Annotated in this window: 22 protein-coding genes; 8 read left to right on the top strand and 14 right to left on the bottom strand. The window is 40.0% G+C overall.

Annotation, left to right across the window (positions count from 1 at the left end):
* Nucleotides 1-518 precede the first annotated feature (518 nt).
* Genes AC625_RS18185 through AC625_RS18195 form a run of 3 tightly spaced genes read left to right on the top strand, consistent with a single transcriptional unit; the run spans nt 519 to nt 3645 of the window.
* Complete coding sequence (locus AC625_RS18185) at nt 519-1430, top strand: DoxX-like family protein (RefSeq protein ID WP_049682581.1); 912 nt, start codon at nt 519-521, stop codon at nt 1428-1430.
* Nucleotides 1431-1439: 9 nt separating this feature from the next.
* Complete coding sequence (locus AC625_RS18190) at nt 1440-2054, top strand: DUF4166 domain-containing protein (protein ID WP_245645033.1); 615 nt, start codon at nt 1440-1442, stop codon at nt 2052-2054.
* Nucleotides 2041-3645 (top strand): YndJ family protein, encoded by a 1605-nt coding sequence (locus tag AC625_RS18195; protein ID WP_049682582.1) that lies wholly within the window; start codon nt 2041-2043, stop codon nt 3643-3645. The genes AC625_RS18190 and AC625_RS18195 overlap by 14 nt, the downstream gene beginning before the upstream one ends.
* Before the next feature lie 131 nt (nt 3646-3776).
* On the opposite strand, the gene pyk is transcribed toward AC625_RS18195, so the two are convergent.
* The 7 genes from pyk to dnaE form a co-directional block, all read right to left on the bottom strand.
* The gene (pyk, locus tag AC625_RS18200; protein ID WP_049682583.1) at nt 3777-5534 is read right to left on the bottom strand and encodes a pyruvate kinase; all 1758 of its coding nucleotides are present in this window, start codon (nt 5532-5534) and stop codon (nt 3777-3779) included.
* Between the two features lie 33 nt (nt 5535-5567).
* Nucleotides 5568-6527 (bottom strand): 6-phosphofructokinase, encoded by a 960-nt coding sequence (pfkA, locus tag AC625_RS18205; RefSeq protein ID WP_049682584.1) that lies wholly within the window; start codon nt 6525-6527, stop codon nt 5568-5570.
* Between the two features lie 590 nt (nt 6528-7117).
* Nucleotides 7118-8110 carry an acetyl-CoA carboxylase carboxyl transferase subunit alpha gene (gene accA / locus AC625_RS18210; RefSeq protein WP_049682585.1) on the bottom strand — a complete coding sequence of 331 codons (993 nt, stop codon included), beginning with the start codon at nt 8108-8110 and terminating at the stop codon, nt 7118-7120.
* Nucleotides 8107-8973, bottom strand: coding sequence for an acetyl-CoA carboxylase, carboxyltransferase subunit beta (gene accD, locus AC625_RS18215; protein WP_049682586.1), 867 nt, complete (start codon nt 8971-8973; stop codon nt 8107-8109). Before accD ends, accA begins: the two co-directional genes overlap by 4 nt.
* Before the next feature lie 307 nt (nt 8974-9280).
* Nucleotides 9281-9919: a FadR/GntR family transcriptional regulator gene (locus AC625_RS18220; protein WP_082191162.1), complete on the bottom strand. Its 639-nt coding sequence runs from the start codon at nt 9917-9919 to the stop codon at nt 9281-9283.
* Nucleotides 9916-11157: an NADP-dependent malic enzyme gene (ystJ, locus tag AC625_RS18225; protein ID WP_049682587.1), complete on the bottom strand. Its 1242-nt coding sequence runs from the start codon at nt 11155-11157 to the stop codon at nt 9916-9918. The genes AC625_RS18220 and ystJ overlap by 4 nt, the downstream gene beginning before the upstream one ends.
* Nucleotides 11158-11276: 119 nt before the next feature.
* Complete coding sequence (gene dnaE / locus AC625_RS18230) at nt 11277-14636, bottom strand: DNA polymerase III subunit alpha (protein WP_049682588.1); 3360 nt, start codon at nt 14634-14636, stop codon at nt 11277-11279.
* Between the two features lie 319 nt (nt 14637-14955).
* Here dnaE and ytrH point away from each other — a divergent pair, with 319 nt between their 5' ends.
* Both ytrH and ytrI read left to right on the top strand, forming a co-directional pair.
* Nucleotides 14956-15297, top strand: coding sequence for a sporulation membrane protein YtrH (gene ytrH / locus AC625_RS18235; RefSeq protein ID WP_049682589.1), 342 nt, complete (start codon nt 14956-14958; stop codon nt 15295-15297).
* A complete protein-coding gene (gene ytrI, locus AC625_RS18240; RefSeq protein WP_049682590.1) occupies nt 15294-15794 on the top strand; it encodes a sporulation membrane protein YtrI in 501 nt (166 codons plus the stop codon). Before ytrH ends, ytrI begins: the two co-directional genes overlap by 4 nt.
* A gap of 54 nt (nt 15795-15848) precedes the next feature.
* Here ytrI and AC625_RS18245 read toward each other — a convergent pair whose 3' ends face one another.
* On the bottom strand, nt 15849-16790 hold the full coding sequence (locus AC625_RS18245; RefSeq protein WP_049682591.1) for a DHH family phosphoesterase: 942 nt from the start codon (nt 16788-16790) through the stop codon (nt 15849-15851).
* Nucleotides 16791-16990: 200 nt separating this feature from the next.
* Here AC625_RS18245 and AC625_RS18250 point away from each other — a divergent pair, with 200 nt between their 5' ends.
* A complete protein-coding gene (locus AC625_RS18250) occupies nt 16991-17284 on the top strand; it encodes a YtpI family protein (protein WP_049682592.1) in 294 nt (97 codons plus the stop codon).
* A gap of 229 nt (nt 17285-17513) precedes the next feature.
* On the opposite strand, the gene AC625_RS18255 is transcribed toward AC625_RS18250, so the two are convergent.
* From AC625_RS18255 to AC625_RS18265, 3 genes are all read right to left on the bottom strand, one after another.
* On the bottom strand, nt 17514-18833 hold the full coding sequence (locus AC625_RS18255) for a CBS domain-containing protein (RefSeq protein WP_049682593.1): 1320 nt from the start codon (nt 18831-18833) through the stop codon (nt 17514-17516).
* A gap of 68 nt (nt 18834-18901) precedes the next feature.
* Nucleotides 18902-19135, bottom strand: a complete 234-nt coding sequence (locus AC625_RS18260) for a hypothetical protein (RefSeq protein WP_049682594.1) — start codon at nt 19133-19135, stop codon at nt 18902-18904.
* Between the two features lie 128 nt (nt 19136-19263).
* On the bottom strand, nt 19264-19947 hold the full coding sequence (locus AC625_RS18265; RefSeq protein ID WP_049683806.1) for a metal-dependent hydrolase: 684 nt from the start codon (nt 19945-19947) through the stop codon (nt 19264-19266).
* Nucleotides 19948-20170: 223 nt separating this feature from the next.
* Here AC625_RS18265 and AC625_RS18270 point away from each other — a divergent pair, with 223 nt between their 5' ends.
* Together AC625_RS18270 and AC625_RS18275 are read left to right on the top strand one after the other, a co-directional pair.
* Nucleotides 20171-21268, top strand: coding sequence for a M24 family metallopeptidase (locus AC625_RS18270; RefSeq protein ID WP_049682595.1), 1098 nt, complete (start codon nt 20171-20173; stop codon nt 21266-21268).
* Nucleotides 21269-21347: 79 nt separating this feature from the next.
* Nucleotides 21348-21797 carry a universal stress protein gene (locus tag AC625_RS18275; RefSeq protein WP_049682596.1) on the top strand — a complete coding sequence of 150 codons (450 nt, stop codon included), beginning with the start codon at nt 21348-21350 and terminating at the stop codon, nt 21795-21797.
* A 100-nt stretch (nt 21798-21897) separates the two neighbouring features.
* Here AC625_RS18275 and argH read toward each other — a convergent pair whose 3' ends face one another.
* The 3 genes from argH to AC625_RS18290 form a co-directional block, all read right to left on the bottom strand.
* Entirely contained in the window at nt 21898-23271 is a 1374-nt protein-coding gene (gene argH / locus AC625_RS18280) for an argininosuccinate lyase (RefSeq protein WP_049682597.1), read from the bottom strand.
* Nucleotides 23268-24479, bottom strand: a complete 1212-nt coding sequence (locus AC625_RS18285; protein WP_049682598.1) for an argininosuccinate synthase — start codon at nt 24477-24479, stop codon at nt 23268-23270. The genes argH and AC625_RS18285 overlap by 4 nt, the downstream gene beginning before the upstream one ends.
* A gap of 472 nt (nt 24480-24951) precedes the next feature.
* The gene (locus AC625_RS18290) at nt 24952-25785 is read right to left on the bottom strand and encodes an EcsC family protein (protein WP_049682599.1); all 834 of its coding nucleotides are present in this window, start codon (nt 25783-25785) and stop codon (nt 24952-24954) included.
* Nucleotides 25786-25833: the final 48 nt, after the last annotated feature.

Below are 25833 nucleotides of genomic sequence, written 5' to 3' on the forward strand. Positions count from 1 at the left end.
TCGAGAGGCCAGTCTCGCTCATAATTTAACTAGAAATCGTTGTTGTAGCAACAGAGTGCCTCCAATTACAAATAAGATAATCAGACTGAAAACGCCACTGCTTGTAATTCCTGCATCTTCTGCGGATGCCTAAAAATATAAGGGTAAGATAGCTGTGACGACGACAATGGAATAAGCCGAATTTGCCCAATCATACATGGCCCAGCTTCTTTCGGGCGTGGACATTTTCCCCATTCATGATTCCTCCTATATTTGGTTATAGATTTAGTAATTGTTCGAGAGCTTGCCAAGTATAACGAAGAAACAAGAAAATGCAATGGATTCCACCCATATAATACTTTTCACTTCTACTATAATAGTACTATTCAGAAAACCAATTACCAGACTTTTCGATCATATATTTGCAACTAATTAGGATTCATTTACAAATAAAGGACTTTTTCAATTTATCTAATAAACTCGTTTATTATGTTCCCCAATTTCCCATTTATGGTAAGCTGTAATTAGAGGTGAGATCAATGAATGCTAAGCCAATCTATGTTGAAATTAATATCGATTCAGAGATGGACAAGCTATGGGAAGCAACACAAACACCAAGCCTTCATGAGCAATGGGATCTTCGTTTTTCTTCCATTACCTATTTACCTAGCGAAGAAAACGAGCCTCAGAAGTTTTCCTATCAAACAAAGATCATGCCTGGATGGAGTATCGAAGGCTGGGGCGCGACTGTAGGATCACATTCTGGAAAGGATGGATCAAGAACATCATCATTACACTTTGAAACAGATGATTCCATTTCTATTATTAAAGAAGGCAAAGGCTATTGGCAATATAAGCAAAAAAACGATTCCATTACCTTCTTAACTCAATATACATATAACGTGAATTTTGGTCGTATCGGTCATATCCTCGATTGTTTACTGTTTCGTCCACTGATTGGCTGGGCGACTGCGCTTAGCTTTGATGTGCTGAAAAGATGGCTGGAAAAAGGTGAAACACCTGCGACTCAATATATTCGTTTTTTTACAAATTGGATGATCTCCTTTCTTTTCTTCATCGTCTGGACGTATCACGGCTTCATTCCGAAATTACTCTTCAAACATCCAGAGGAATTATCAATGATCAAAAACGGACTTCCGTTCATTACAGATCAAGCAGAATGGTCAGTCATCTTCATTGGAATTGCCGAAGTACTCTTTGGTTTCATTTGGCTGTTTTATCAAAACAAACGACAGCTTTTTGGACTACAAATCATCATTTTTCCACTGCTTACTTTCGGAGCAATATTGGCTGAGCCAGATTATTTAATTCACCCTTTTAATCCACTCACCTTTAATTTAAGTTTATTCACTCTTTCCATTATTGGAATTCTATTAAGCAAAGATATACCTACCGCTACTAGTTGTAAGCGACAGAGAGTAAGAAATTAGGTGATTAGCATGTCAATTTATAAAAAAGTACTCAAAAACGAATTTGAGGCACTCCATCCTATGCTCCAAAAGAGGTATGATATTTCTGCAAAAAAACCGTTTCAAGCATATGGTGTGATGAAAACGATAAAAGGTGGACCAAAATGGCTTTACCCTTTCTTCTTACTGGGAGTAAAATGGAAACTATTATTCCCAGAGCACGGTCAAAGTATTCCTTTTTCAATTGTGAATACGGCTCAAATTAGCAAAAATGGTGAAGAACAAATTCATTGGGAACGCATTTTTTATTTTGAAGAGAAGAAGCGATTTTTCAATGCTCTCATGAGTTTGGATCATGAACGACTTGTTATTAAGGATTATTTAGGAGAACCTAGCTTGTTTTACTCTGACCTTTCGTTTCATGTTTCACAAAATGGTGAAGTGCGAATCGAATCAAAAGATCAACGTCTCGTTTTAGGACCGATTGAAATCCCTGTACCTAAATTTCTACAAGGGCTAGCAACCGTAACAGAGACATATATAGAAGAACGGAAAGTCTTTTCGATAAAAGTGGAAGTGCGTAATCCGCTAATCGGCCTGCTTTTCGCATATGAAGGAGAATTTATACCAAATGAACGCCCTTAAAACCTCACTACCGATTACTCTATTCTTGCTTGTCGTTTTTTTCGGTAAAGGTCCATGGCATGTATTATTATTAACAGCAGCACAAATTGTCTATGTACCGCTTACTTTAAAGCTAATAATGACGAAAGGAGATTGGTTTTCAAAATTTTATCCCTATATTTCAATCCCTGCTTATCTTTCCATTACCCTAATCCAACTCACAACAAATACAGAATGGGACGTTCTGTTTGCAGCAATTTACTTATTATTTACCTTTGTTGTTGCTTTATATGGTTTAGATCGTTTCTTAATGATTGGCTTTACGCATATAGAGGAATTTTCGATTAATATGGCGATGATGTATTTAGCAATGGGCGGTATTTGGTATTTTGCTTATACAGCCAACATCGACACTGGATTTACGCCGATGCTAACATGGCTAACAGCGATTCACTTTCATTATTCCGCCTTTTTACTGCCGTTTTTTGTCGGTTTTTTAGGGAGAGTCTATAAACCGCAGTCATATAGCCTGATTACAAGTATCATTCTCCTTGCTCCTATGATTGTTGCTGTTGGCATTACTTTTTCAACAGTGATTGAACTTCTATCCGTTATCGCCTATATGATTGGGATTTATGGAGTGATTCATTTATCCTGCCAAGCAGCATTTTTAAGAACATTACAGAAGTGGCTCGTCTGTTTGTCATTTGCGGCTTTAGGTATAACGATATTATTTTCCTTATTGTATGCTTCAGGGAATCTATTCGGCTCTCATTCTATTAGCATCGACTTCATGCTCCGTTTTCACGGCATTGTTAATGCAATTGGATTTGCTTTAACAGGTATCATTGGCTGGTCTATTTCCATTCCGCCAACAACCGCAAAATGGACGTTTCCCATTAGTAAGATTACAGGAAAACATGTAATTGGGGAAAACATCCTTGTTGAAATTGGGGGAAATAATCATTATCAGGGATTGATTGATCATATGAGTCTGTATGAACCAGACATTGACCGGCAAACATTAGCACCTAGAATCGTTGATTTTTATGAAAACACGAATGAATACAGGCTCTTTACTAAAGTTAAATGGCAAGCATGGTTTAAGCCGGTTGCCATCATCTATCGACTTATAAGTCGTTTTGTAAAGCAAATCGATTTGCCTCTCTCAAGTCGGCAAATCGAAATGACAGGTGAAATCTTCGCGATTAATGACGACAAGGATGGACGCGCTAATACTAGAGCCTGGGTAAGGAAAATCAAAGGAGAAGTCGTCTTCGTTGCTCTTTACTCCACACATGAAAAGGACAGGAGAACCTATATGAATATTTCCCTTCCCCTGCCATGGTCATCTATGATTGGCATTCTTGAACTGAACCAAATAGGCAACGAATTGCAGTTATCAAGTAAAAAAGTTCATACACCAAATGCTGATTCTGGCATCTATTTAGCCTTCAAACACTGGCTAGTAAAGCTGCCGATAGAAGAACAATTTCATGTTAAAGAAACCACAGACGGCATCCTTGTCGCCAATCATATCATGTGGATTTTTTCCATCCCTTTTTTAAAAATTGAGTACCACATTTATCACCATGAAGACGTTCATCAGTAGGCAAAATTAAGGAATTTGTCTACAAGCAGTTTCAGCATTCAAAGAAGCGAAAAACTAAAGGGTCAGACCCCCACAGCTACTGTATGTAGAGTGTGAGGTCTGACCCTTTTAATGTTTTTCTTTAGTACGAATTAAAGTACGCTTGCGTGACCTTTATAAACAACGCCGCGGCTAGCATCAACTGTTATATGTTGACCATCCTTGAAGATTGATGTTGCTTTATCCGCTCCAACAATCACAGGAATTCCTAGGTTCACACCAACTACTGCTGCGTGACTAGTCAATCCACCTTCTTCTGTAATAAGAGCTGAACATTTTTCAATAGCCGGCATCATATCACGGTCAGATCCAATTGTTACAAGAATAGAGCCTTCAGTCACTTTTTCAAGTGCTTCAGCAGCCGTTTTTGCAACTACTACGTTCCCATTTGAAGTTTTGCGGCCAATCCCTTGAGCTTTAAGAAGAACTTCGCCCAAAACATGAACCTTCATCAAATTCGTAGTCCCTTTTTCGCCTACTGCACCAGCAGTAATCACAACAAGATCACCATGTTGAACAAGTCCAGAATGTAAGCTTGTATCAATAGCATTTTCAAGCATATCATCCGTTGTTTCACATTGCTTTCCAAGTTGTGGAGAAACCCCCCAAACAAGTGCTAATTTACGGGATACACGCTCATCAAATGTAACAGCAATAATCGGCGCTTTTGGACGATATTTAGCAATCATTCGTGCTGTATGACCGCTTTCTGTTGGTGCGATAATTGCTCCAGCATCCATATTTAGTGCAGTATGGGCTACTGATTGACTGATAGCATCTGTAACTGTGCGCTTACTGTCTTTACTTCTTTTCGATAAAATATCTTGATAGTGAAGAGCAGATTCAGCACGTGAAGCAATGTTATGCATTGTTTGAACCGCTTCAACCGGATAATTACCTGCTGCCGTTTCACCAGAAAGCATAATAGCATCTGTGCCATCAAAAATCGCATTGGCTACGTCACTTGCTTCTGCACGTGTCGGACGAGGATTGCGCTGCATAGAATCAAGCATTTGCGTTGCTGTAATAACTGGTTTTCCAACCATATTACATTTTTTTATCAATTGCTTTTGAACAAGTGGCACTTCTTCAGCAGGGATTTCAACGCCTAGGTCTCCCCTTGCTACCATTAAACCATCGGAAACCTCTAATATTTCATCAATATTATCGACGCCCTCTTGGTTTTCAATTTTCGGGATGATTTGAATCGAACAGTCTTTATTTTTTTGAAGCAATTCACGAATTCCCAGTACATCTGATGCACGGCGAACAAATGAAGCCGCAATAAAATCAACATCTTGTTCAATTCCGAAAAGAATGTCATTTTCATCTTTCGCAGTCATTCCTGGAAGGTTTACGGATACACCTGGTACATTTACGCCTTTTTTATTTTTCAGCGTTCCTGTATTCAAAATTTTTGTATGTAATTCATTATTAGAATGATCAATTTCTGTTACTTCAAGACCAATTAAACCATCATCTAACAAAATTTTGGAACCGACCTCAACATCGTTAATTAAGCCTTCATATGAAATGGAGAACTTTTCTTCCGTACCTAAAACTTCGGTCATGGATACGATTATGTTTGAACCAGCTTTTAATTCAAGCGCGCCGTTTTCCATACTATGAGTACGAATTTCCGGACCTTTTGTATCTAATAAAATTGCTACAGGTTTCCCTGTTTTTTCAACAACTTCACGAATGTTTTTAATACGAGCACCGTGTTCTTCGTGATCTCCATGGGAAAAATTCAGTCGAGCCACATTCATTCCAGCCTCAACCAACTGGGTTAATTTCTCTACACTTTCACTTGCTGGACCGATCGTACATACTATTTTTGTTTTACGCATGTTGATTCTACCCCTCCTGTTTTTAACTAAAAATTAAATCGATAATTCTTCTGAAAGTTTATACATTTTTTGATCAATTGTATGATTATTAACTAGTGTTTCATTGATATCATAATCGACCAATTGATTCGCAACGATACCTACTGCTCGACCGCCTTTACCATCCATCAAAAGTTCCACAGCAAGCGCTCCTAATCTACTGGCTAACACACGGTCACTCGCTGTTGGTGAACCTCCACGTTGAACATGGCCTAATACGGTGACCCGAGTATCAAATTTCGTCATCTCTTCAATTTCTCGTCCAATATCAACAGCACTTCCTACACCTTCAGCGACAACGATGATACTATGTTTTTTACCGCGTTCTTGTCCGCGCTTTAATTTTGCAGTTAAGTCTTTTATTTCATGCTCGTTCTCTGGACATAGAATGGTTTCAGCACCACCTGCAAGACCTGCCCATAGGGCAATATCTCCACAGTTTCTACCCATTACTTCAACTACATACGTTCTTTCATGGGATGTTGCCGTATCACGAATTTTATCAATCGCATCAATGACTGTATTCAGCGCTGTATCAAAACCAATAGTGAAGTCTGTGCCAGGAATATCATTATCAATGGTTCCTGGAACCCCAACACAAGGATAGCCTCGTCTTGTCAAAGCCTGTGCGCCTTGGTACGAACCATCTCCACCAATGACAACAAGACCTTCTATACCATGCTTATTCAATTGTTCAATCCCTTTTAACTGACCCTCTTCTGTCTTAAATTCCAGACAACGGGCTGTACGAAGCATTGTTCCTCCTCGATGGATGATATCGCCTACGGAGCCAATTTCCATCTTGCGAATATCTCCTTCTATTAGCCCTTGATAGCCTCGAGAAATCCCATACACTTCAATATTATGATATATCGCTTTCCGGACAACTGCACGAATTGCAGCATTCATTCCCGGAGCGTCTCCACCACTCGTAAGTACACCAATTTTCTTCAATTTCTATCACCTCTTTAACATGTCTCATTTACTAATTTGAATAGGATTTGTTACCTATTCATTAATAGTAGCTCAATAATTCAAGACTACATGATTTCGCTTATGAATTGAAGTAAAAGATACCTCAACAATCCATTTTAGAATAGTTACCGTCGTTCGTAAACTATTTTTGTACCATTCTTCATTATTTCCTAATTAATTAAAAATAATAAGCATTTTCATCATCTATTACATTAATAAGAACAAAATCTTCATAATATTCTACATTAACTTCAAAGAACTACTAGGGAAATATTCTATGAAATCAGCAAAAGAAAACTCGCCTACTTTATTCGGCGAGTTTTCAATCGATCCATCATCAATCGAAAAAAGGAATACAAGAAAATTATGAACTTCTCCCGGTTTAGAGCAAAAAACCACAGGCATCCCACTGATGGAAGTTTCACTTTATCCCGGTTTAACAGGCTGTAATATCCCCAACTCAATTTTTTGTGAGAAAATCAATAAATTATATAGGGATAAACGGCCTGTAAATCCCCGATTGGTTCAACTAACCATCAGTGAAAAAAACCACTGATGGAAGTTTCACTTTATCTAGACTTAATCTGATCAAGATTTCGTTCTTCTTCTATTTCGTATTTCCCAATTTTTTTATATTTCGTGTATCTTTGGTCAACGATTTCACCTGTTGAAAGCGGCAATAATTCATTTAATGATCGTTTCAAGCTAACCTTAATGGCTTCTGCTTGGACGCTTAAATCATTTTTATGAGCACCGCCCTTAGCTTCAGGGATAATCTCATCTACAATCCCAAGGCTTAATAAATCCGGTGCAGTTATTTTCATCGTTTCAGCCGCCCGCTTTGCCTGTGAAGCATCTTTCCATAATAAAGCTGCTGCTCCTTCAGGTGAGATGACTGAATACGTTGAATTCTCAAGCATAAGAAGTCTGTCTCCTACACCAAGTGCAAGCGCACCGCCGCTTCCACCTTCTCCTATAACAATACAAATAATTGGCACTTTCAAGCCAGACATTTCGAAAATATTTTTCGCAATCGCTTCGCTCTGCCCACGTTCTTCCGCTGCTTTTCCGGGAAAGGCGCCTTTTGTGTCAATAAAACAAATGACAGGACGGCGAAACTTCTCAGCCTGTTTCATTAGCCTTAATGCCTTACGATAGCCTTCAGGATGAGGCATACCAAAATTCCTTCTGATATTCTCTTTCGTATCCTTACCGCGTTGATGCCCAATAACCGTTACTGGAATCCCTTCGAATGTAGCTATACCCCCAACGATCGCTTCATCATCACCATAATAACGATCACCATGCAGCTCCAGAAAGTCGCTGAAAAGCCGCGGAATATAATCCAATGTAGTTGGACGGCCGGGATGTCTAGCTACTTGAACTCGGTCCCAAGGCTTCATATTTTTGTAAATGTCGTCTTGTAGGTTTTCCAACCGTTTCTCCAGTTTTTGAATTTCAGCTGTTAAGTCAACATCTGCCGTTTTTGTCAGCTCTTTTAGCTCATCAATTTTTTTCCGAAGATCCGTTATTGGACGCTCAAATTCTAAATCACCTATCATACCCATTCACCACCTGGAACATGGATTTTCAATATATTCACTAGTTTTTCTTTCATTTCAGTCCGAGAAATAACGGCATCTAATTGACCATGCTTCATCAGAAACTCCGATGTTTGAAAATCCTCCGGTAGCTCTTCATGGATCGTTTGTTCAATAATCCGTCGTCCGGCAAAGCCAATCAAGGCTCCAGGTTCTGCCAGATTTATGTCACCTAATGAGGCAAAGCTTGCAGAAACTCCTCCAGTTGTCGGATGCGTCATAATGGATACAATTAGGCCGCCATCCTCACTGAACATTTTTAATGCAGCACTTGTTTTCGCCATTTGCATAAGACTTAAGATGCCTTCTTGCATACGTGCGCCTCCTGATGCCGTAAAAATAATGAAGGGAATGTGTAATTCTCCTGCTTTTTCAATCGCCCTTGTTATTTTCTCTCCAACAACTGAGCCCATGCTGCCCATTCGGAAATGTGAATCCATTACGGCAACTGCCACTTCATAGCCTTCTATTTCCCCAGTACCTGTGACAACTGCTTCATTGATATTTGCTTTTCGTTTATCTTTTTCTAATTTCTCCAGATAATCTGGAAAATCAAGCGGGTTAACTGACAGCATACCGCGGTCTAATTCAGTAAAGCTGCCAGGTTCAAATAAACTGTCGATTCGTTCATATGCGGTCATTTGGTGATGATATCCGCAATGAATACAGACTTTATCATTTTTTTGAAGCTCTTTCGTGTACATAATTTTTTTACATCCGGAACATTTAGTCATTAAACCTTCCGGTACATCTTGTTGATCACGATCAGACGGAATCGTGGCATATTTCTTCTTTTTAGTTTTCGTAAAAAGATCTTTAAGCAAGATGAATCCTCCCTTACCGGCAAATCTCTGCCCCTTATGCATGTCCTCTACTTTAAATGGTTGTTCAAAAAGCCCGGTAAAAAAGCTTACGAATTTCTTCGGCGCTCATTAATGACCTTCTGTTAAGATCGCGCACGTCCTGTGCGCAACACAGAAGTCAGCACATCCTGTGCAAGTCCGTTCCTCACGTATTACTGTATACGCGCAGGTCTAGAGACAATCGCTCCTCGAACTTCTCGGCTCTTTTTATCCTCCTTTTTAAACACTCACTTTAGCAGGGGATGAATGAAAATCTTGTAAAACCTTGTCATTCATCATTTGATATTTTTCTGATATTCTTCAAATAATGAGAAATAGCTTGATTTGTATTCCGTTCTATCATTAAATGGACAAAACGAATGTATGAATCATATTCAATTGCTTCGTTTACCTGATTCGCAGCTCTTGCATAGCTATTCACGATTGTCCATATTCTTGCCATTAAATAGTTGCTATTTAATGCGACCAATTTAGTAAAAAAGTCATCGTCACTAAATGCTTGTTCAGTCGCCCAGTTTAGAAAATGCTGCAATTCTTGTTCAGTTGCAGACGAAATTACAATTTGGATACAATTGGTCTCCAAATACTCCTTCGTTTCAGCCAAATCCTGTTTCACCTTTGGATCTTGCAGAAAAAAGGTACCTAATAGCTGAATGAGATTGTGATCCTGATAATCTCTAATGAATGTGCCTTCTCCCCTGCGAGTTTCAATTAACCCGAGAAGTTCCAAAGCCCTTAAAGCCTCACGAATGGAAGAACGACCCACATGGAGGCGTTCTGATAATTCACGTTCAGAAGGGATCTTATCCCCAGAAACTAGACCATCTGATTCAATCATTTGCCTAAGCTTTTCCACAATCTCTAGATAAAGCTTTGTTGAAGGTGTTGATTTTTTCAAATCATTCATTTTTCACTCTTTCCAATAATGGCAAGCCTTCTCGTTTTCTTCTTTACGTCTTCTGGATCTACTTTTCTTCTCGCAACACCTGTTTCCATCGCAGCCTTCGCAACAGCAGCTGCCACTTCTGGTGCTACCCTTTCATCAAATGCAGCAGGAATCACATAATCAGGATGAAGCTCCTCTTCCTTAATTAAACCAGCGATTGCCTCAACTGCTGCCACTTTCATTTTTTCATTGATATGTGTCGCACGGACATCTAATGCACCGCGGAATATTCCAGGAAATGCAAGGACATTATTGACTTGGTTCGGAAAATCAGAGCGCCCTGTTCCAACGACTTTTGCCCCAGCTGCTTTAGCAAGTGCCGGCATGATTTCTGGATCAGGGTTTGCCATCGCAAAAATGATCGGATCCGTGTTCATTGAAGCGACCATGTCTGAGTTAAGCGCACCTGCAACCGACACGCCAATAAATACATCGGCACCTTTGATTACATCTTTAAGTGACCCTTCTATTTTAAAGCGGTTTGTCACTTGTGCAACTTGATCCTTCACGTCATTCATGCCATATTTGCGTCCTTCAAAAATAGCGCCCTTAGTATCACACATAATAATGTCACGAACTCCATAATTATATAAAAGTTTAATAATAGCAATTCCAGCAGCTCCAGCACCACTTGCCACGACTTTAATTTCTGTCATAGACTTACCTACGATTCTTAGAGCATTAACAAGACCCGCCACTGTTACAATTGCTGTTCCATGTTGATCATCATGAAAAACTGGAATATTCGTTTCTTTCTTCAGTCTTTCTTCAATAACGAAACAATTGGGAGCTGCAATATCCTCTAGATTTACTCCGCCAAACGTAGGTTCAAGAAGTTTTACTGTTTCTATGATTTTTTCAACATCCGTAGTTTTTAAACAAATGGGGAATGCATCGACACCGGCAAAGCTCTTGAAAAGAAGTGCCTTGCCTTCCATAACCGGCAAAGCTGCTTCAGGTCCAATATTTCCTAAACCCAGCACAGCTGTCCCATCAGAAACAACAGCTACCATGTTTCCCTTCATTGTATAATCATATACAGTTTCTGGTTTATCATAGATTTCTTTGCATGGCTCAGCAACACCTGGTGAATAAGCTAAACTTAAATCTTCCGCATTTCGGACTGGGACCTTTGATACCGTTTCAAGCTTTCCCTTATGGACCCGGTGCATATGCAGCGCTTCTTCTCTTAATGTCAATGTATTCACTCCTTGAACTAGTTCGGATAGAATTAGGCAATTTTTTCATTCTATTTATTAAGTGGTCTGACCACATTAGGCTTCTTACAATATAACATATCTATTACTGATGTAAACATTTATTCTTGTTTTAGAATGACGTTTTCTTTTCCGATTATTTCCTCTAGTTGCATCATTATTGCCCCGTTTGGAGCGATCCAATCCCATAAAGAAAGTTGAACATAACGGTTTTCGCTTTCATAATACAGCATGACTTTTGTCATTCCTTTGTGCTTAACCAACACCTTCTTAATTTTCCTAAGTGTATCATTTGTTTGTTTTTCTTTCGGGACTTTAATAAATAAACGCGCGGTCGATTCTGCTTTCATTTCTTGCAAGGCATCTAGTGAGTACACTTCATCCATGATCATTTGCGTTTTTCCATCACGTACTTCGATGCGGCCTTGGACCATGATGATGCCCTCATTCTTTAGATTCACTGCACACGTTTTATACACATTTGGAAACACAATAGCTTCTAATTCACCGGCCTCATCATTAAGTCCTAAAAACGCCATCACTTCCCCTTTTTTCGTGCGAATCGTTTTCACAGAAGAGATATAAACCCCGATTAGCACTTTATTCTCTTTTTTAACAACGGCTTCGTCAATGGATACAGCCCCAAAGTATTGAAATAGAACTTTATATCCTATGACTGGATGATCGGACAAGTACAAGCCAAGAGCCCTTTTCTCAAAAATAAGTTTATCTTCTAATCGAATAGGATCAACTTGAACATATTTCGGTTTGAGAGAGAACTCACTATTAAGGAATAAGTCAAAATCACCATCGTTTGGATTGACTAACTCAGAATGATCAATGGCTACATCAAGGCTTGCAAATAATGTTGCCCGGTCCACCTCAAATTCGTCAAATGCCCCAGCATGTATCAGCATTTCAATGACTTTACGATTAACAACGCTCGTGGAAACACGCAAGCAAAAATCAAAGATATCCTGAAAGGGTTTTTCTTTCCTTGCTGCAAAAATTTCCTTTAGTATCACACCACCGACGCTTTTGATTGCAGCAAGGCTATAGCGGATTCCATCCGCCTCCGATGTAAATGAATAAAAACTTTTATTGATAGAGGGAGGAAGGATTACCATTTCTTTCTTCTTCGCTTCCCTGATATATTGAGCGACTTTATCATCATTGCCAATAGCCGATGTTAACAAAGCGGACATAAAGTACGTCGGGAAATGGGCTTTCAAATAAGCAAGCTGGTAGGCAATGAAACTATAGGCAACCGCATGGCTTCTTGGAAAGCCATAGTTTGCAAAGCGGACGATCATATCGTAAATATCATGTGCAATCTCTGCCCGGTATCCTTGCTTTACAGATCCGCTTACAAAATGATTTCGCTCTTGATCCAGAATTTCCTTTTTCTTTTTTGAAACAGCTCTGCGTAAAAGGTCTGCCTCGCCTAACGAAAACCCAGCAAGCTTAGACGCAATTTGCATGATTTGTTCTTGATAGACGATAACGCCATATGTATCTTGCAAAATTTCTTGTAAATCATCGTGCGCATAGTCAATAGGTGCCAAACCATGCTTTCGTTCAATGAAAAGCGGAATATTATCCATAGGACCCGGGCGATACAAAGCATTTACGGCAACAATATCTTCAAATCGAGACGGCTGCAAACGTACCAGTACTTTCGTAATTCCTTCTGATTCAAACTGAAAAATTCCGGTTGTTTCACCTTTACTTAGAAGGGCAAACGTCTTCTCATCCTGAAGAGGAATGGTAGCCATATCGATTTTGCGCCCTGTCCCTTTCTTGATTGAACTGGTGATATTGTCAATAAGCGTTAAATTGCGCAGTCCGAGAAAATCCATTTTCAACAGACCGATTTCCTCGAGCACATCCATTGGAAACTGAGTCAGATGGATGCCATCATGTCCTGCTTGGATCGCGATGTTTTCTGTTAGTGGCTGATCACTTATCACAACACCGGCCGCATGAGTGGATGTATGTCGCGGGAGTCCTTCAAGCTTAATCGCCGTATCATACAAGCTTCGATTAAGCTCACTCGAATCGACAAAGTCGCGAAAACCTTTTGACTCTGCATATGCCTGCTTTAACGTTATGCCAAGTTTCACAGGTATCGTCCTAGACAATGTTTCTTGCTCTTTCGAATTCAATCCAAATACCCTTCCCGTATCGCGGAGAGCAGCTTTTGCAGCAAGTGTCCCAAAGGTAATAATTTGGGCAACATGAAATTCTCCATATTTCTTTGCAACATAGGCAATCACTTCATCACGGCGATTATCTGGAAAATCAATATCAATATCTGGCATTGTTACCCGCTCTGGATTTAAAAAACGTTCGAACAGTAGCTGGTGCTCTAACGGATCGACATTGGTTATCGATAAAACATACGCAACCATTGAACCTGCAGACGATCCCCTTCCAGGTCCTGTCAGGATTCCTTGCTTTTTCGCAAACTTCATAAAATCCCATACGATGAGAAAATAATCACTAAACTTCATCGTTTTAATGACATGAAGCTCATAATGAAGACGTTCCATATATTCACTAGGCATATCTGGTCTTTTCTGTTTCAGCCCTTCTAAGCAAACTTGCTCCAGCATATCATCAGCCGTTACATCGTTCGGCACTGGGAATTTAGGCAATAACGAACGATTGAACGGGATTTCTACCTGGCATCTCTCTGCGATTTTCCATGTATTTTCGAGTACATCTGGTACATCACTAAAAAGTTCTGTCATTTGCTCGACACTTTTTAAATAGTATTCCTGTGAAGGCAGCGTCATTCTATTTTCATCCGAAAGCTTATTGCCATTTTTTATTCCAAGCAGCACTTCTTGGGCTAACGCATCGTTTTTTTCTAAGTAAAAGACTGGATTCGTTGCGACAACGGCAATATTTACTTCTTTAGCAAACGTGAGAATCCGGCTATTCTCTTCATCTTGTCCTGTTGTCAAAAGGCGTTGTAAAGACAGATAAAAAGAGTCGATCCCAAATAACCGTTGATACATGGCGACTGTTGCTTTTGCTTCCTCTATTCTTCCTTCCGCGAGCATAGATTCAATCTTTCCTTCATTGCCAGGGGAAATGGCAAGCAAGCCAGCTGAATACGCCTTTAGCCATTTTATCGGCAAGCCTGTCTGTGACTTTGTTTTAATCGCTGAGCTTATTTTGAGCAGATTGGAATAACCTTGGTTATCTTTGGCAAGTAAAAGGAGCGGATAGGAGGCTTCATGTTCATCTAATATATCCGCAATCAAGCCTATGATGGGCTTAATCCCTTGTTTTCTACATTCTTTATAGAAATAAGGTGCACCGTACATAACATTTCTATCAGTCAATGTTAGGCTCGTAAATCCATTCGCCTTCGCTTTTGACACAAGCTCATTTAATTTAACCGTGCTAGTTAGCAAGCTATAAGCACTTTGTATATGAAGGTGAATACACACGTTTCTCTCCCACCTTTATCTAGCATCTTTTCTTTATAGTATAGTGCGAAACTTCCAAAAAGGAAAATACGTTCCCATTTTTTACGTTTAAAGGTATTCATTTTGTGCAGATGACGCATAAATTCTAAATTTGACGCATTTTCGCCAATATTCCCGCAATGTATGAGTGAAGCGACTTCTATTAGGCTACGTTGCCACACATTAGTTGTCGGTACAATGCGATTCTACCTATAGAGTTTGTTCAATTCAATTTTTCTTTATCATATCAGGTTTACTCTGTCCATATAAATAAGAATGAAGAATTAAACGTATAAGGGTGATGGAAATGAAGGAAGCTTTTTTCCCTGCATTTATTAACAGTTATTTTATTTCTCTCGGCGTATTACTTGGGGGAGCATTGATTGGTGGGCTGGCAGCATTTTTCACTGGACAAGCACCTTTGACTATAATTAGAAATCTTGCGGATTCATTACGGATTTGGGCGATTATCGCGGCCATTGGTGGAACCTTCGATACAGTTTATTCATTTGAGCGTGGCATGCTGGATGGAGCAACCAAAGATGTTTTCAAGCAATTTCTCCTGATTCTTTCGGCAATGGGTGGTGCCAAGACTGGATCATTACTAATCATGTGGTTCACTCAAGGTGATCTACCATCATGAGAATTCCTCCTCTTTATCAAAAGGCTACATGGCAGCGTTTTTTTGTCGGTGTTGTGATTGGATCGCTGATCAGCTGGTTTGTTTTTCTGTACATGCATGGAGTGCTTCAAGAAAAACAAATCAATAAAATTCATAAGCAAAGTTTGCTCATCCATGATATGTCGAAAAAAATGGAAATATGGGAAAAAGATTATAATCGATTGAATAAAGAAGCCGAAAAAAAGCTTCTGATTGAAGATGTGAAAGTAGTGGTTTTAAACGGCAAACAATATCATCTTGATTTACTGAGTGTAGCTGAGGCGGAAGAAGTCATTGAAGACGATTTAACCTCTTTGATAGCAAAAGAGGTTGAAACAGTTTATAAAAGCAAAACCCTTTTGAAAAAGTCGATCGAAAACAAAACCATTGAAATAAACAAGAAACGCTACCGCCTTGAAGTCGTTGAAATTTTCTTCTATACGACGATGAATATTGAAGTGAAGCTGCACCGACAATAATGAACGGAAAGGGTCTGACTCTTCTAATCGACCCTTTTCCCATTATGCACAATTTTAGTGACCCAAATGGACCACCTCTTCTAAGTCGCGAATGACATCTTCTGCTTCATTCCAGGAATAAATCGAAGCTCCAGCCGCCATTGGATGTCCACCACCATTGTAACGCTTCGCAACTCCATTAATGACGGGACCTTTAGAGCGCAGTCGAACCCGGATTTCTTTTTCTTCCTCAATGAAAAACACCCATGCTTTAAGCCCTTTAACCGATCCTAGCGCACTAACGAGCAATGAAGCATCCGCAGGTGTTGCCTTAAATTGATTTAGAATTTCCTTCGTGATCGCCATTTTCCCAACGCCGCTTGTGAGAATTTCAAAATGCTGTAGCACATAGCCGTTCAGGCGCACAATCTTTTCTTCCACATCGTACATTGCTGTAAACAGCTCAGGTCTACTAAAGGCATAATGAATAAGCTCACCGGCGTAGAGGAAGGTTTTTTCAGACGTGCTTGGATATAAAAAGCGCCCCGTATCTCCTACCATTCCTGCAAACAGCAGTCGGGCAGCTTCATCATTCATTTTCAACCCTTTATCCTTTCCAAACAAATAAAACTCATAAATCATTTCACTTGTCGAACTTGCATGCGTATCCACCCAACGGAAATCTCCATACCTGTCATCATTCGGATGGTGGTCGATTTTGATCATTTTATCGCCTAGGCGATAACGTTCATCACAAATTCGTTCCACATTGGCCGTATCACATACAATGACAAGCGCACCTTTATATGTATCATCATTTATCGTATCTAATCTTCTTAAGTAATTCAGCGATGCTTCTTCCTGTCCGACTGTGTAAATATTTTTCTCGGGAAAGGAAGTTTTTAGGATTTCTGCTAGTCCTCCTTGTGATCCGTATGCATCTGGATCTGGCCGAACGTGGCGGTGGATAATAATAGTCTCATATGCTCTTATTACTTCTAAAATTTCTGCAGTCATTAGATTCTCCTTTATTACTTGTCTTATATGGTTATTCTACTCTATAATTTATTCTCTCCACCAAGTCAAAATCCCTTCATTCATTATATAGTACAGGGAAATTAAGGTGGATATCTATCACTGAAACCGTTACAATAAAGGAAACTTTATTAGCATGAATACCTTTTATGAAGAAGCTTGAAAATGGAGGATTAAGACTTATGATACCACTTGTAGCGATTATTTTGGTTTCTCTTGCTTTTTATGTGTTTTATAAAATAAAAGCATTTCGAACTCGTTTGCCAATGGAGAAGAAATGGCTGAAAGGCAAATCGTCCATAGCATTGGGAGCATTTGTTGCCACTTACGGAATCAATCAGCTCATTCTGTTTCACACGACTACGACCTTTATTATTGGCGCAATCTTTATCGTTATTGGTGGAGTAAGCATTTGGGGTGGATTTAAAGTATACAAGCATTTTTTGCCGTTAGCGATTGAAGAAGCAGAGCAATAAAAATAGCACAAGCGCTTGAAGGTAGATAAGAAGATGTTCCATCAAGAAAAGGTCAGACCTCGCATTCATAATATACAGTTCAAACGAAGCGTAAATACCACTATGAACTGTGTATAGAATGCGGGGTCAGACCCTTTTTTAGGACATTTTCTTCTTATCTAGATAAAGTATACGTTTTTTTCAATGGATTTTGATCACTAGCGCAAGTAGCCTACACTTTTCCTATCATTTATGATCTGTCAAGTAATTGGCACGTCATTATCGCTTTACCGACCAATTTCCCTTCGTTGAATACTTCTACATCCACTTTACCGAATTTGCGACCCACTTCAAGAACGCGCGGATGAATATCTAGCACGCTATCCATTTGAACCGGTTTGATGAAGTATATCGTCATATTTTCTACCACCAAATCGCCCCGTTTATAGCTTCTGAGTGCTCGATTCGCGGAATCTGTCACAAGTGTCGTAAAAACGCCTGCTGAAATTGTTCCTAAATAATTGGTCATTTGCGGGGTCACTTCATACTGATAGGTTTCTTCACCTTTGCCCCCGCTACCATTCATCACAAGCTGACTTGTAATCGTATCATCAATCGTTTCTCCGACCTGTGGCTGTCTCTGGCTCATTTGCAATGCTTTCAGAACGTCTTGACGAGTGACAATTCCTTGGAGCACATGATAATCATTTACGACAGGGAGTTGTTCGATACCTTCCCAAACCATCATGTGAGCGGATGAAGCAACACTTGTTTTCATGCCGACCGTCATTGGATTCTTCGTCATGACTTTATCAATGGACACTTCTTCTTCCTGAGCCAGAACATCCTTTGATGTAATCATCCCTTGCACCTTCATATTGGTGTCCACAACAGGAAATCTACTGTGCCTCGTATCTCGATTAAGCTTGAGCCAATCGCTAATTTTGTCGCCTATTTTTAAGAAAGTCGTTTCATGAACGGGCATTAAGATATCTTCAACAAGCAGGATTTCTTTTTTTATTAATTGGTCATAAATGGCCCGGTTAATCATCGTAGCCACTGTAAATGTATCATAGCTTGTAGAGATAATCGGCCGCTGTAGCTGGTCGGCGAGCTTCTTCGTATCATCTTCCGCATCAAATCCTCCGGTGATCAATACAGCTGCCCCTGCCCGTAATGCTTGGTCATGTGCCTGAGTCCGGTTCCCGACAATTAACAAATCTCCTGGTCCTGTATATCGCATCATCGCCTCAAGCTTCATCGCACCAATCACGAATTTGTTCAATGTTTTATGAAGACCTTCGCGTCCGCCCAATACTTGTCCGTCCACAATATTGACAACTTCAGCAAAGGTCAGCTTTTCAATATTCTCTTTCTTCTTTCTCTCAATCCGAATCGTGCCAACCCGTTCGATTGAGCTGACATATCCTTGGTTCTCTGCTTCCTTAATGGCCCGGTATGCTGTTCCTTCACTTACACTTAAAGCCTTCGCAATTTGACGTACGGATATCTTTTTACCGACCGGTAGTCCATCTATATGTTTTAAAATTTGCTCATGCTTCGTTGCCAAGCTCTTCACCCTTTTCCCAATCTTCCTACTTTCATTATAAGGTGAATGTACGTGCTATTCAAACGCAACTATTGATAATAATGAATTCTTTTCTTTATTTTCATAGATTGCTTGTGCTTTTTTCCTTTTTTCGGGGAATATAAAATGCCTGTTAAATTCCCGGCGATTGCAAACAAAGCAAATAACAACCAAGTAACAGAAAATAGTGACTCCAATCCGCCAGTTGCCAGCGAAAGTCTTGGTACCGCATAGTACAGCATAACACCGCATAGAAGCAAACAAAGTAATAATCTTTGTTTCATGACAATCCCCTCCCCCACTGTTCCTTGCCTACATTGTATGCAAAGTAAACTGGAAAAAGACGTAAGGGAAGCCCCTAAATCAAATATCTCGTCCAAAAGATTATAAAGTGAAACTTTGTTTGAAAGAATTAAAGCTCAATAAAATCTCCTCGTTCAAGCACTTTTCCATTCCCTGCTTTCAGTAAAGCGAGAAATTTCTGCGGGTCCTGCTTGATTGGCGGAAACGTATTATAATGAATCGGAACAACCTGTTTCGCCTGTAAGTATTCGGCCGCCAGTGCTGCATCTTCAGGCCCCATTGTAAAATTATCCCCAATAGGTAAAAAGGCAAGATCAATTGGATGGCGTTCGCCAATCAATTTCATGTCGGAAAATAAAGCAGTATCTCCAGCATGATAGACCGTTTTTCCTTCTGCTGTAAACAAGACGCCACTAGGCATACCCAGATATATAATCTGTCCTTCATTTGTGATAAAGCTATTGCTATGAAAGGCAGTTGTCAACTTAACTTTGCCAAATTCAAACTCATATGCCCCGCCAATATTCATGCCATGTGTCCGTTTGACGCCTTGCGTGCTAAGGTAATGGGCCATCTCAGCGGAACCAATCACAAGTGCATCGTGTTTTCTCGCTAGCTCCACTGTATCACCAAGATGGTCCCCATGCCCATGTGTTAAAATAATGACATCAGGATGAACATCCTCTACTTTTAAATCGGTCTGTCCGTTTCCATTAATGAATGGATCAAACAAAACCGTCGTCCCCTTCGTATTAATCATCACTACGGAATGTCCGTGAAAAGATATTTTCAAAATAAGAGCTCCCTTCAAACAATATTTCTCAACTAAACTACATTCGCTCTTCGTTCCCATTCTCCTTTTATTAATCACTTTTCTTTATTAGTTGCCCTTCTTTCAAGATCGTAAACCTTATTTTCCAAACGACTATTCCTATTCCAAAATAGTTTACTTTGCTTTTTATTATTGATAAGGTTGATACAGATACTGACGATTTTACTACTGGAGGCAATAAAAGATGAATACAAAATTAACTGTATTAACCCAATGGATACAAACAAGTGGACTGGATGCTGCTTTGATTACAGCTCCAGATAATGTGTTTTATTTGAGCGGCTTCTTGAGCGACCCACACGAAAGACTGCTTGCATTGGCTGTTTTCCCAAAAGCTGAACCAATCCTTGTTTGCCCTAAAATGGAAACGGAAGATGCGAAGCGTTCAGGTTGGACAGGGGAAATTATCGGCTACACGGATATTGAAGATCCTTGGGAAGAAATTAAACAAGCAGTAGACCGTCGTTCGGTAAATGTAAAAAGGCTTGCCATTGAAAAAGAACATTTAAATGTGGAACGACTAGAAAAAGTCCAAATGATTTTCTCCGTTCCTGAACTAGTAGCGGCTGAGGAGAAGCTGCGGGAACTTCGCATGGTTAAAACAGAAGATGAAATGGCAAAAATTCGTGAAGCGTGCCGTCTTGCTGATTACGCGATCGAAATTGGGGTATCAGAGATTAAAGAAGGCAAAACGGAAATGGAAATTCTTGCTGCGATTGAATATGAAATGAAAAAAGCAGGCGTACAGGATATGTCATTTTCAACCATGGTACTAACGGGTGCCAATGCAGCGTCTCCACATGGAACACCTGGATCTACGAAAGTTAAGCGCGGTGATTTTGTTCTGTTTGACTTAGGTGTTGTCTACGAAGGCTATTGCTCCGACATTACCCGAACAGTTGCATATGGAGACATTTCAGACAAGCAACGGGAAATTTATGAAACAGTTCTAAAAGCAGAGGAAGCAGCGATTGCAGCAAGTAAACCTGGTGTTTCATGCGCCGAAATCGATTTAACGGCTCGCAACATCATTCGTGACAAAGGGTATGGAGAATATTTCCCTCATCGCCTTGGTCATGGCTTAGGAATCAGTGTACACGAATTTCCTTCCTTAACTGAAACAAACCCGCTTCTTTTGAAACCAGGTATGGTCTATACAATTGAACCTGGCATTTACGTGCCAAATGTTGCTGGTGTTCGAATTGAAGACGATATATATGTAACTGAAACCGGGGCAGAAGTGTTAACCAAATATCCGAAAACGCTGCAAATCATCAAGTAAAGTTTCTTTTCCAGTCGATTTTTTTGTGATCGTTTGATCGTGAAGTTCGTTAGGCAATTTGATGAAGGAGGAGATTAATATGACAATGACGTATAAAAAAATTCTAGTTGCGGTAGATGGATCGAAAGAAGCAGAATGGGCTTTGCAAAAAGGCATTGAAATCGCACTTCGTAACGATGCATCACTATTGCTTGCCCATATCGTGGATGCAAGGAATTTCCCTGCAACTGAAGCCTTTAACAGTACGATCGGAGACAACTCTGAAGACTACGCATCTGAACTATTAAGTGGCTATAAAGAAATGGCAGAAAAAGCCGATGTCAAAGAAGCGGCAACGATCATTGGATACGGCTCTCCCAAAGTCGTCATCCCTAAAGATCTTGCTATAAAACATCATATCGACCTCATCGTCTGCGGGGCAACTGGGCTGAATGCAGTAGAACGCTTCCTAATAGGTAGTGTTTCTGAAAACATCGTCCGCAATGCTAATTGTGATGTACTGATCGTTCGTACGGATAAAGAAGAATAATTAAAGGGTCAGACCCACACACCAACTATATATCGTTTATATAACTCGTAAATGAGACAATAAACGGTGTATAGAGCGTGAGGGCTGACCCTTTGTTTTTTTACTTCACTAGTTCTTTTCCTTTTTGAATCGCTAATTTAACCTGCTCAAATCCTGTTCCACCTGCACTGTTACGGCGCTTTACTGCTTCATACGGGTTAAGAGCTTGATAGATATCTTCATTAAACAAATCTGATGCTTCTTTGAACTGCGTCAAAGACAAATCTGCAAGATAGCAACCTTGATTCACACATGATAGCACCAGTTTACCGACCACTTCATGCGCTTCTCTGAAAGGCATTCCTTTCGCAGCCAGGTAGTCTGCTAATTCCGTTGCATTTGAAAAGTCGTTTTTCGTTGCCTTCTCCATGACATCGGCATTAACTTTCATCGTGGAGATCATACCTTCGAAAATTTTCAAAGAGCCGATGACCGTTTTCACCGTATCAAAAATGCCTTCTTTATCTTCTTGCATATCTTTGTTATAAGCAAGCGGCAGTCCTTTCAAAACGGTTAAAAGACCTGTAAGATTGCCATAAACACGCCCTGTTTTCCCGCGAATCAGCTCGGCCATATCTGGATTCTTTTTCTGAGGCATAATGCTGCTTCCCGTTGAAAAAGCATCATCTAACTCAATAAATTGAAACTCCTGGCTTGACCAAAGAATGATTTCTTCACTAAAACGAGAAAGATGCATCATTAATGTGCTACTGTTACTAAGAAATTCAAGCACAAAATCCCGGTCACTCACGGCGTCCAAGCTATTTTCATAGATTGCGTCAAATCCAAGTAACTCAGCACTGTATGCACGATCGATTGGAAAGGTTGTCCCAGCTAATGCACCTGCACCAAGCGGGGACACGTTAATTCTTTTCAAACTTTCCGTAAATCGCTCTTTGTCACGCTGCAACATCCAAAAATAAGCCATAACATGGTGGGCAAATGAAATCGGCTGTGCACGTTGTAAATGGGTATATCCAGGAATTAATGTTTCAACATGACTCTCCGCCTGTTCGAGTAAAGCTGTCTGCAAAGCTGAAATTAAGCCCAAAACATCCTCGGTTTGGTTGCGCAAGTACAAATGCATATCTGTAGCAACTTGGTCATTTCGGCTTCGACCTGTATGCAGCTTCCCACCTACTGGACCAATTTCAGCAATGAGCATACTTTCTAGATTAAGATGGATATCTTCCATCTCTACCTTAAAAGACAATTCGCCTTTTTCGGCTTTTTCTTGAAGAGTAAGCAGCCCTGACGTAATCAGGTCTGCATCTTCTCCAGGTAAAATACTGCATTTCTTCAGCATCGCAACATGAGCGAGACTGCCTCTAATATCTTCAAGTACGAGTTCTTGGTCAAACGAGATGGAAGCACCAAACTCATCTACCCATTCTTCAGCAGACTTCGTAAATCTGCCTCCCCATAACTTGCTCACACAGTCACCTTCTTGTTTTGGTTCGTTACGATACTGCTAACTTTTGTTGGTAGACCCCAAAGTTTTATGAAGCCGACAGCTGCATCATGGTCAAATTCATCGTCCTTCGTATAGGTTGCCAATTTTTCATCATAAAGAGAGTACTCGGATTTTCTACCTTCCACAATCGCATGGCCTTTGAATAGTTTCACACGCACTGTACCTGTTACCGTTTTTTGTGTGTCTTTTAAAAATGCTGATAGTGCGCTTTGAAGAGGTGAGAACCATAGTCCTTCATAAATAAGCTCAGTCAGCTTCTTCTCAATGACTGGTTTGAAATGAGCGACCTCTTTAACCAAAGTAATGTCTTCAAGTTCTTTATGTGCAGTAATTAATGTCATCGCAGCAGGTGCTTCATACACTTCGCGCGATTTAATTCCTACTAATCTATTTTCAACATGGTCGATTCGGCCAACACCATGTTTGCCAGCTAGTGCATTCAATTCAACAATTAAGTCAGCGAGTTTATACTGTTTATCATTCAGTGTAATAGGAACACCTTGTTCGAAACCAATTTCAATCACATCAGGTGTATCCGGAGTATCTTCAAGTCTTGCCGTTAGATCATATGCACCTTCTGGTGGAGCAGCCCATGGATCTTCCAGTATTCCACATTCATTGCTTCTGCCCCATAGGTTTTGGTCGATAGAGTACGGGCTGTCTAAATTGATTGGAATTGGAATATCATTTTCAATCGCATATTGGATTTCCTCTTCACGAGACCATTTCCATTCACGCACTGGAGCAAGAACCGTAAGATTTGGATTCAATGCTTGGATCGACACTTCAAAGCGGACCTGGTCATTTCCTTTTCCCGTACAACCATGTGCCACTGCGATAGCATTTTCCATCTCAGCCACTTCTACAAGCTTTTTCGAAATCAACGGACGAGAAAGCGCAGAGACAAGTGGATATTTCCCTTCGTATAACGTGTGTGCTTGTAGTGCGGCAAGTGCGAAATCATCCGCAAACTCGTCTTTTGCATCGATTACATAGGATTTAATGGCACCTACTTGAAGTGCTTTTTCTTTAATAAAGTCTAAGTCTTTTCCTTCCCCAACATCCAAACAGCATGCTACAACATCGTATCCTTGACCTTGTAACCATTTTATCGCGACAGAAGTATCTAGACCTCCGGAATATGCTAACACTACTTTTTGATTTGACATGATTGTATCGTCCCCTTTTTATGTGAATAAAAATTCATAATTTATTATTTTTATACATCTCTTAATTAGTACTTTACCAGTTTTAAAAAAAGATTGCAAGCACAATTTAGAGATTAAACGGGGATTTTTCTGAAGATTCCTTTGATTTGAAAAAGAAAGGCGCTAAACGTATTTTCATAACTCCCTACATACTGAAAAGCAAAAGGTCAGACCCCGCATCAACTAAATACAGTACAAGATAAGTGTATGAAACACTACATACTGAATTAGAGTGCGAGGTCTGACCCTTATGAGACACCTCCGTTTAAATATGCCCTTCGTTACGATACAGTGCCCTTCATTCACTGACTACTCTCTTTTTCTGCGAAAAAGGGGCGGTGCTTCGCAAAATCTGCTCCGCACCGCCACCTTCATAAGATTATACATTTTAAGAACCTGAACCCTTTTCATCGTTAGCCATAAGAGCAGACGCTCATGGATGTTTTTTCTGCAAATAACGATATTGATAATATTTTTGCGCGAATTCACTCACTTGCCGCGTCATTCGATAATTAGAGCCGGCCCCAATTAACATGCTAAGAAGTGGAACACCTTGGATTTGTTTTTTTCGAAACATGGTAATCACTCCCGCCTTCAGCAACTGCTTTAAAGGCTGCTCCATCCAAGTCATGTTTGTTAAATCATCGCTTCCTTCGTAAAAATATTCTTCACCGTCCTGATGTGTTTCATTGATTAATCCCTGCCATGCGGCACCTTGAAGGCGTCTCGGCATGTTGCCAATATGAAAGACCTTAAGGGCCATCATCATTTCAAATGGAGTATTCACTTCAAAGCCGTACGTTATGGCTGTCAACTGAACAACACGAACATTGATGACCGTCATGGCTGGAATATCGCTTCCTAATAGAACGAGGCCTCCTGACCCACTTGCTCCGCCTTGGGCAAATGAATAAAGTCTATGTCTCGCGATTTGCTGTGCCGCTATGTAATTCAATTGATCAATCGGTAAAAGTTTCATATCAGTAATCTTTTCAATTTCAGGATTATAAACCCGTGCAGCATCTAAAATTCTGTCTCTAGCATCCATCTGAATGTGCGAACTTTGCACCAATGCATGTAAATGAAAGAGCATTGTATCCAGTTTCGCAAAAAATCGTGTCCGAACTTCTTCTGGAAGCAAGGAAAAACTTTGTTCAAGCCATCTATTATACATCACCGTAAAATCTGTCGGCTCATATTGATAAAGCTTTTGCTCCCATTCACCTATTTCATTCCAGACTTGATTTTCCCGATTTGTCATTCCCATATCCCAACCTCCTCCATGCCTTTTATATTGGCTGATTCTTCCTTTTAG

It is taken from the genome of Peribacillus loiseleuriae, assembly GCF_001183985.1.
Lineage (GTDB): Bacteria > Bacillota > Bacilli > Bacillales > DSM-1321 > Peribacillus > Peribacillus loiseleuriae.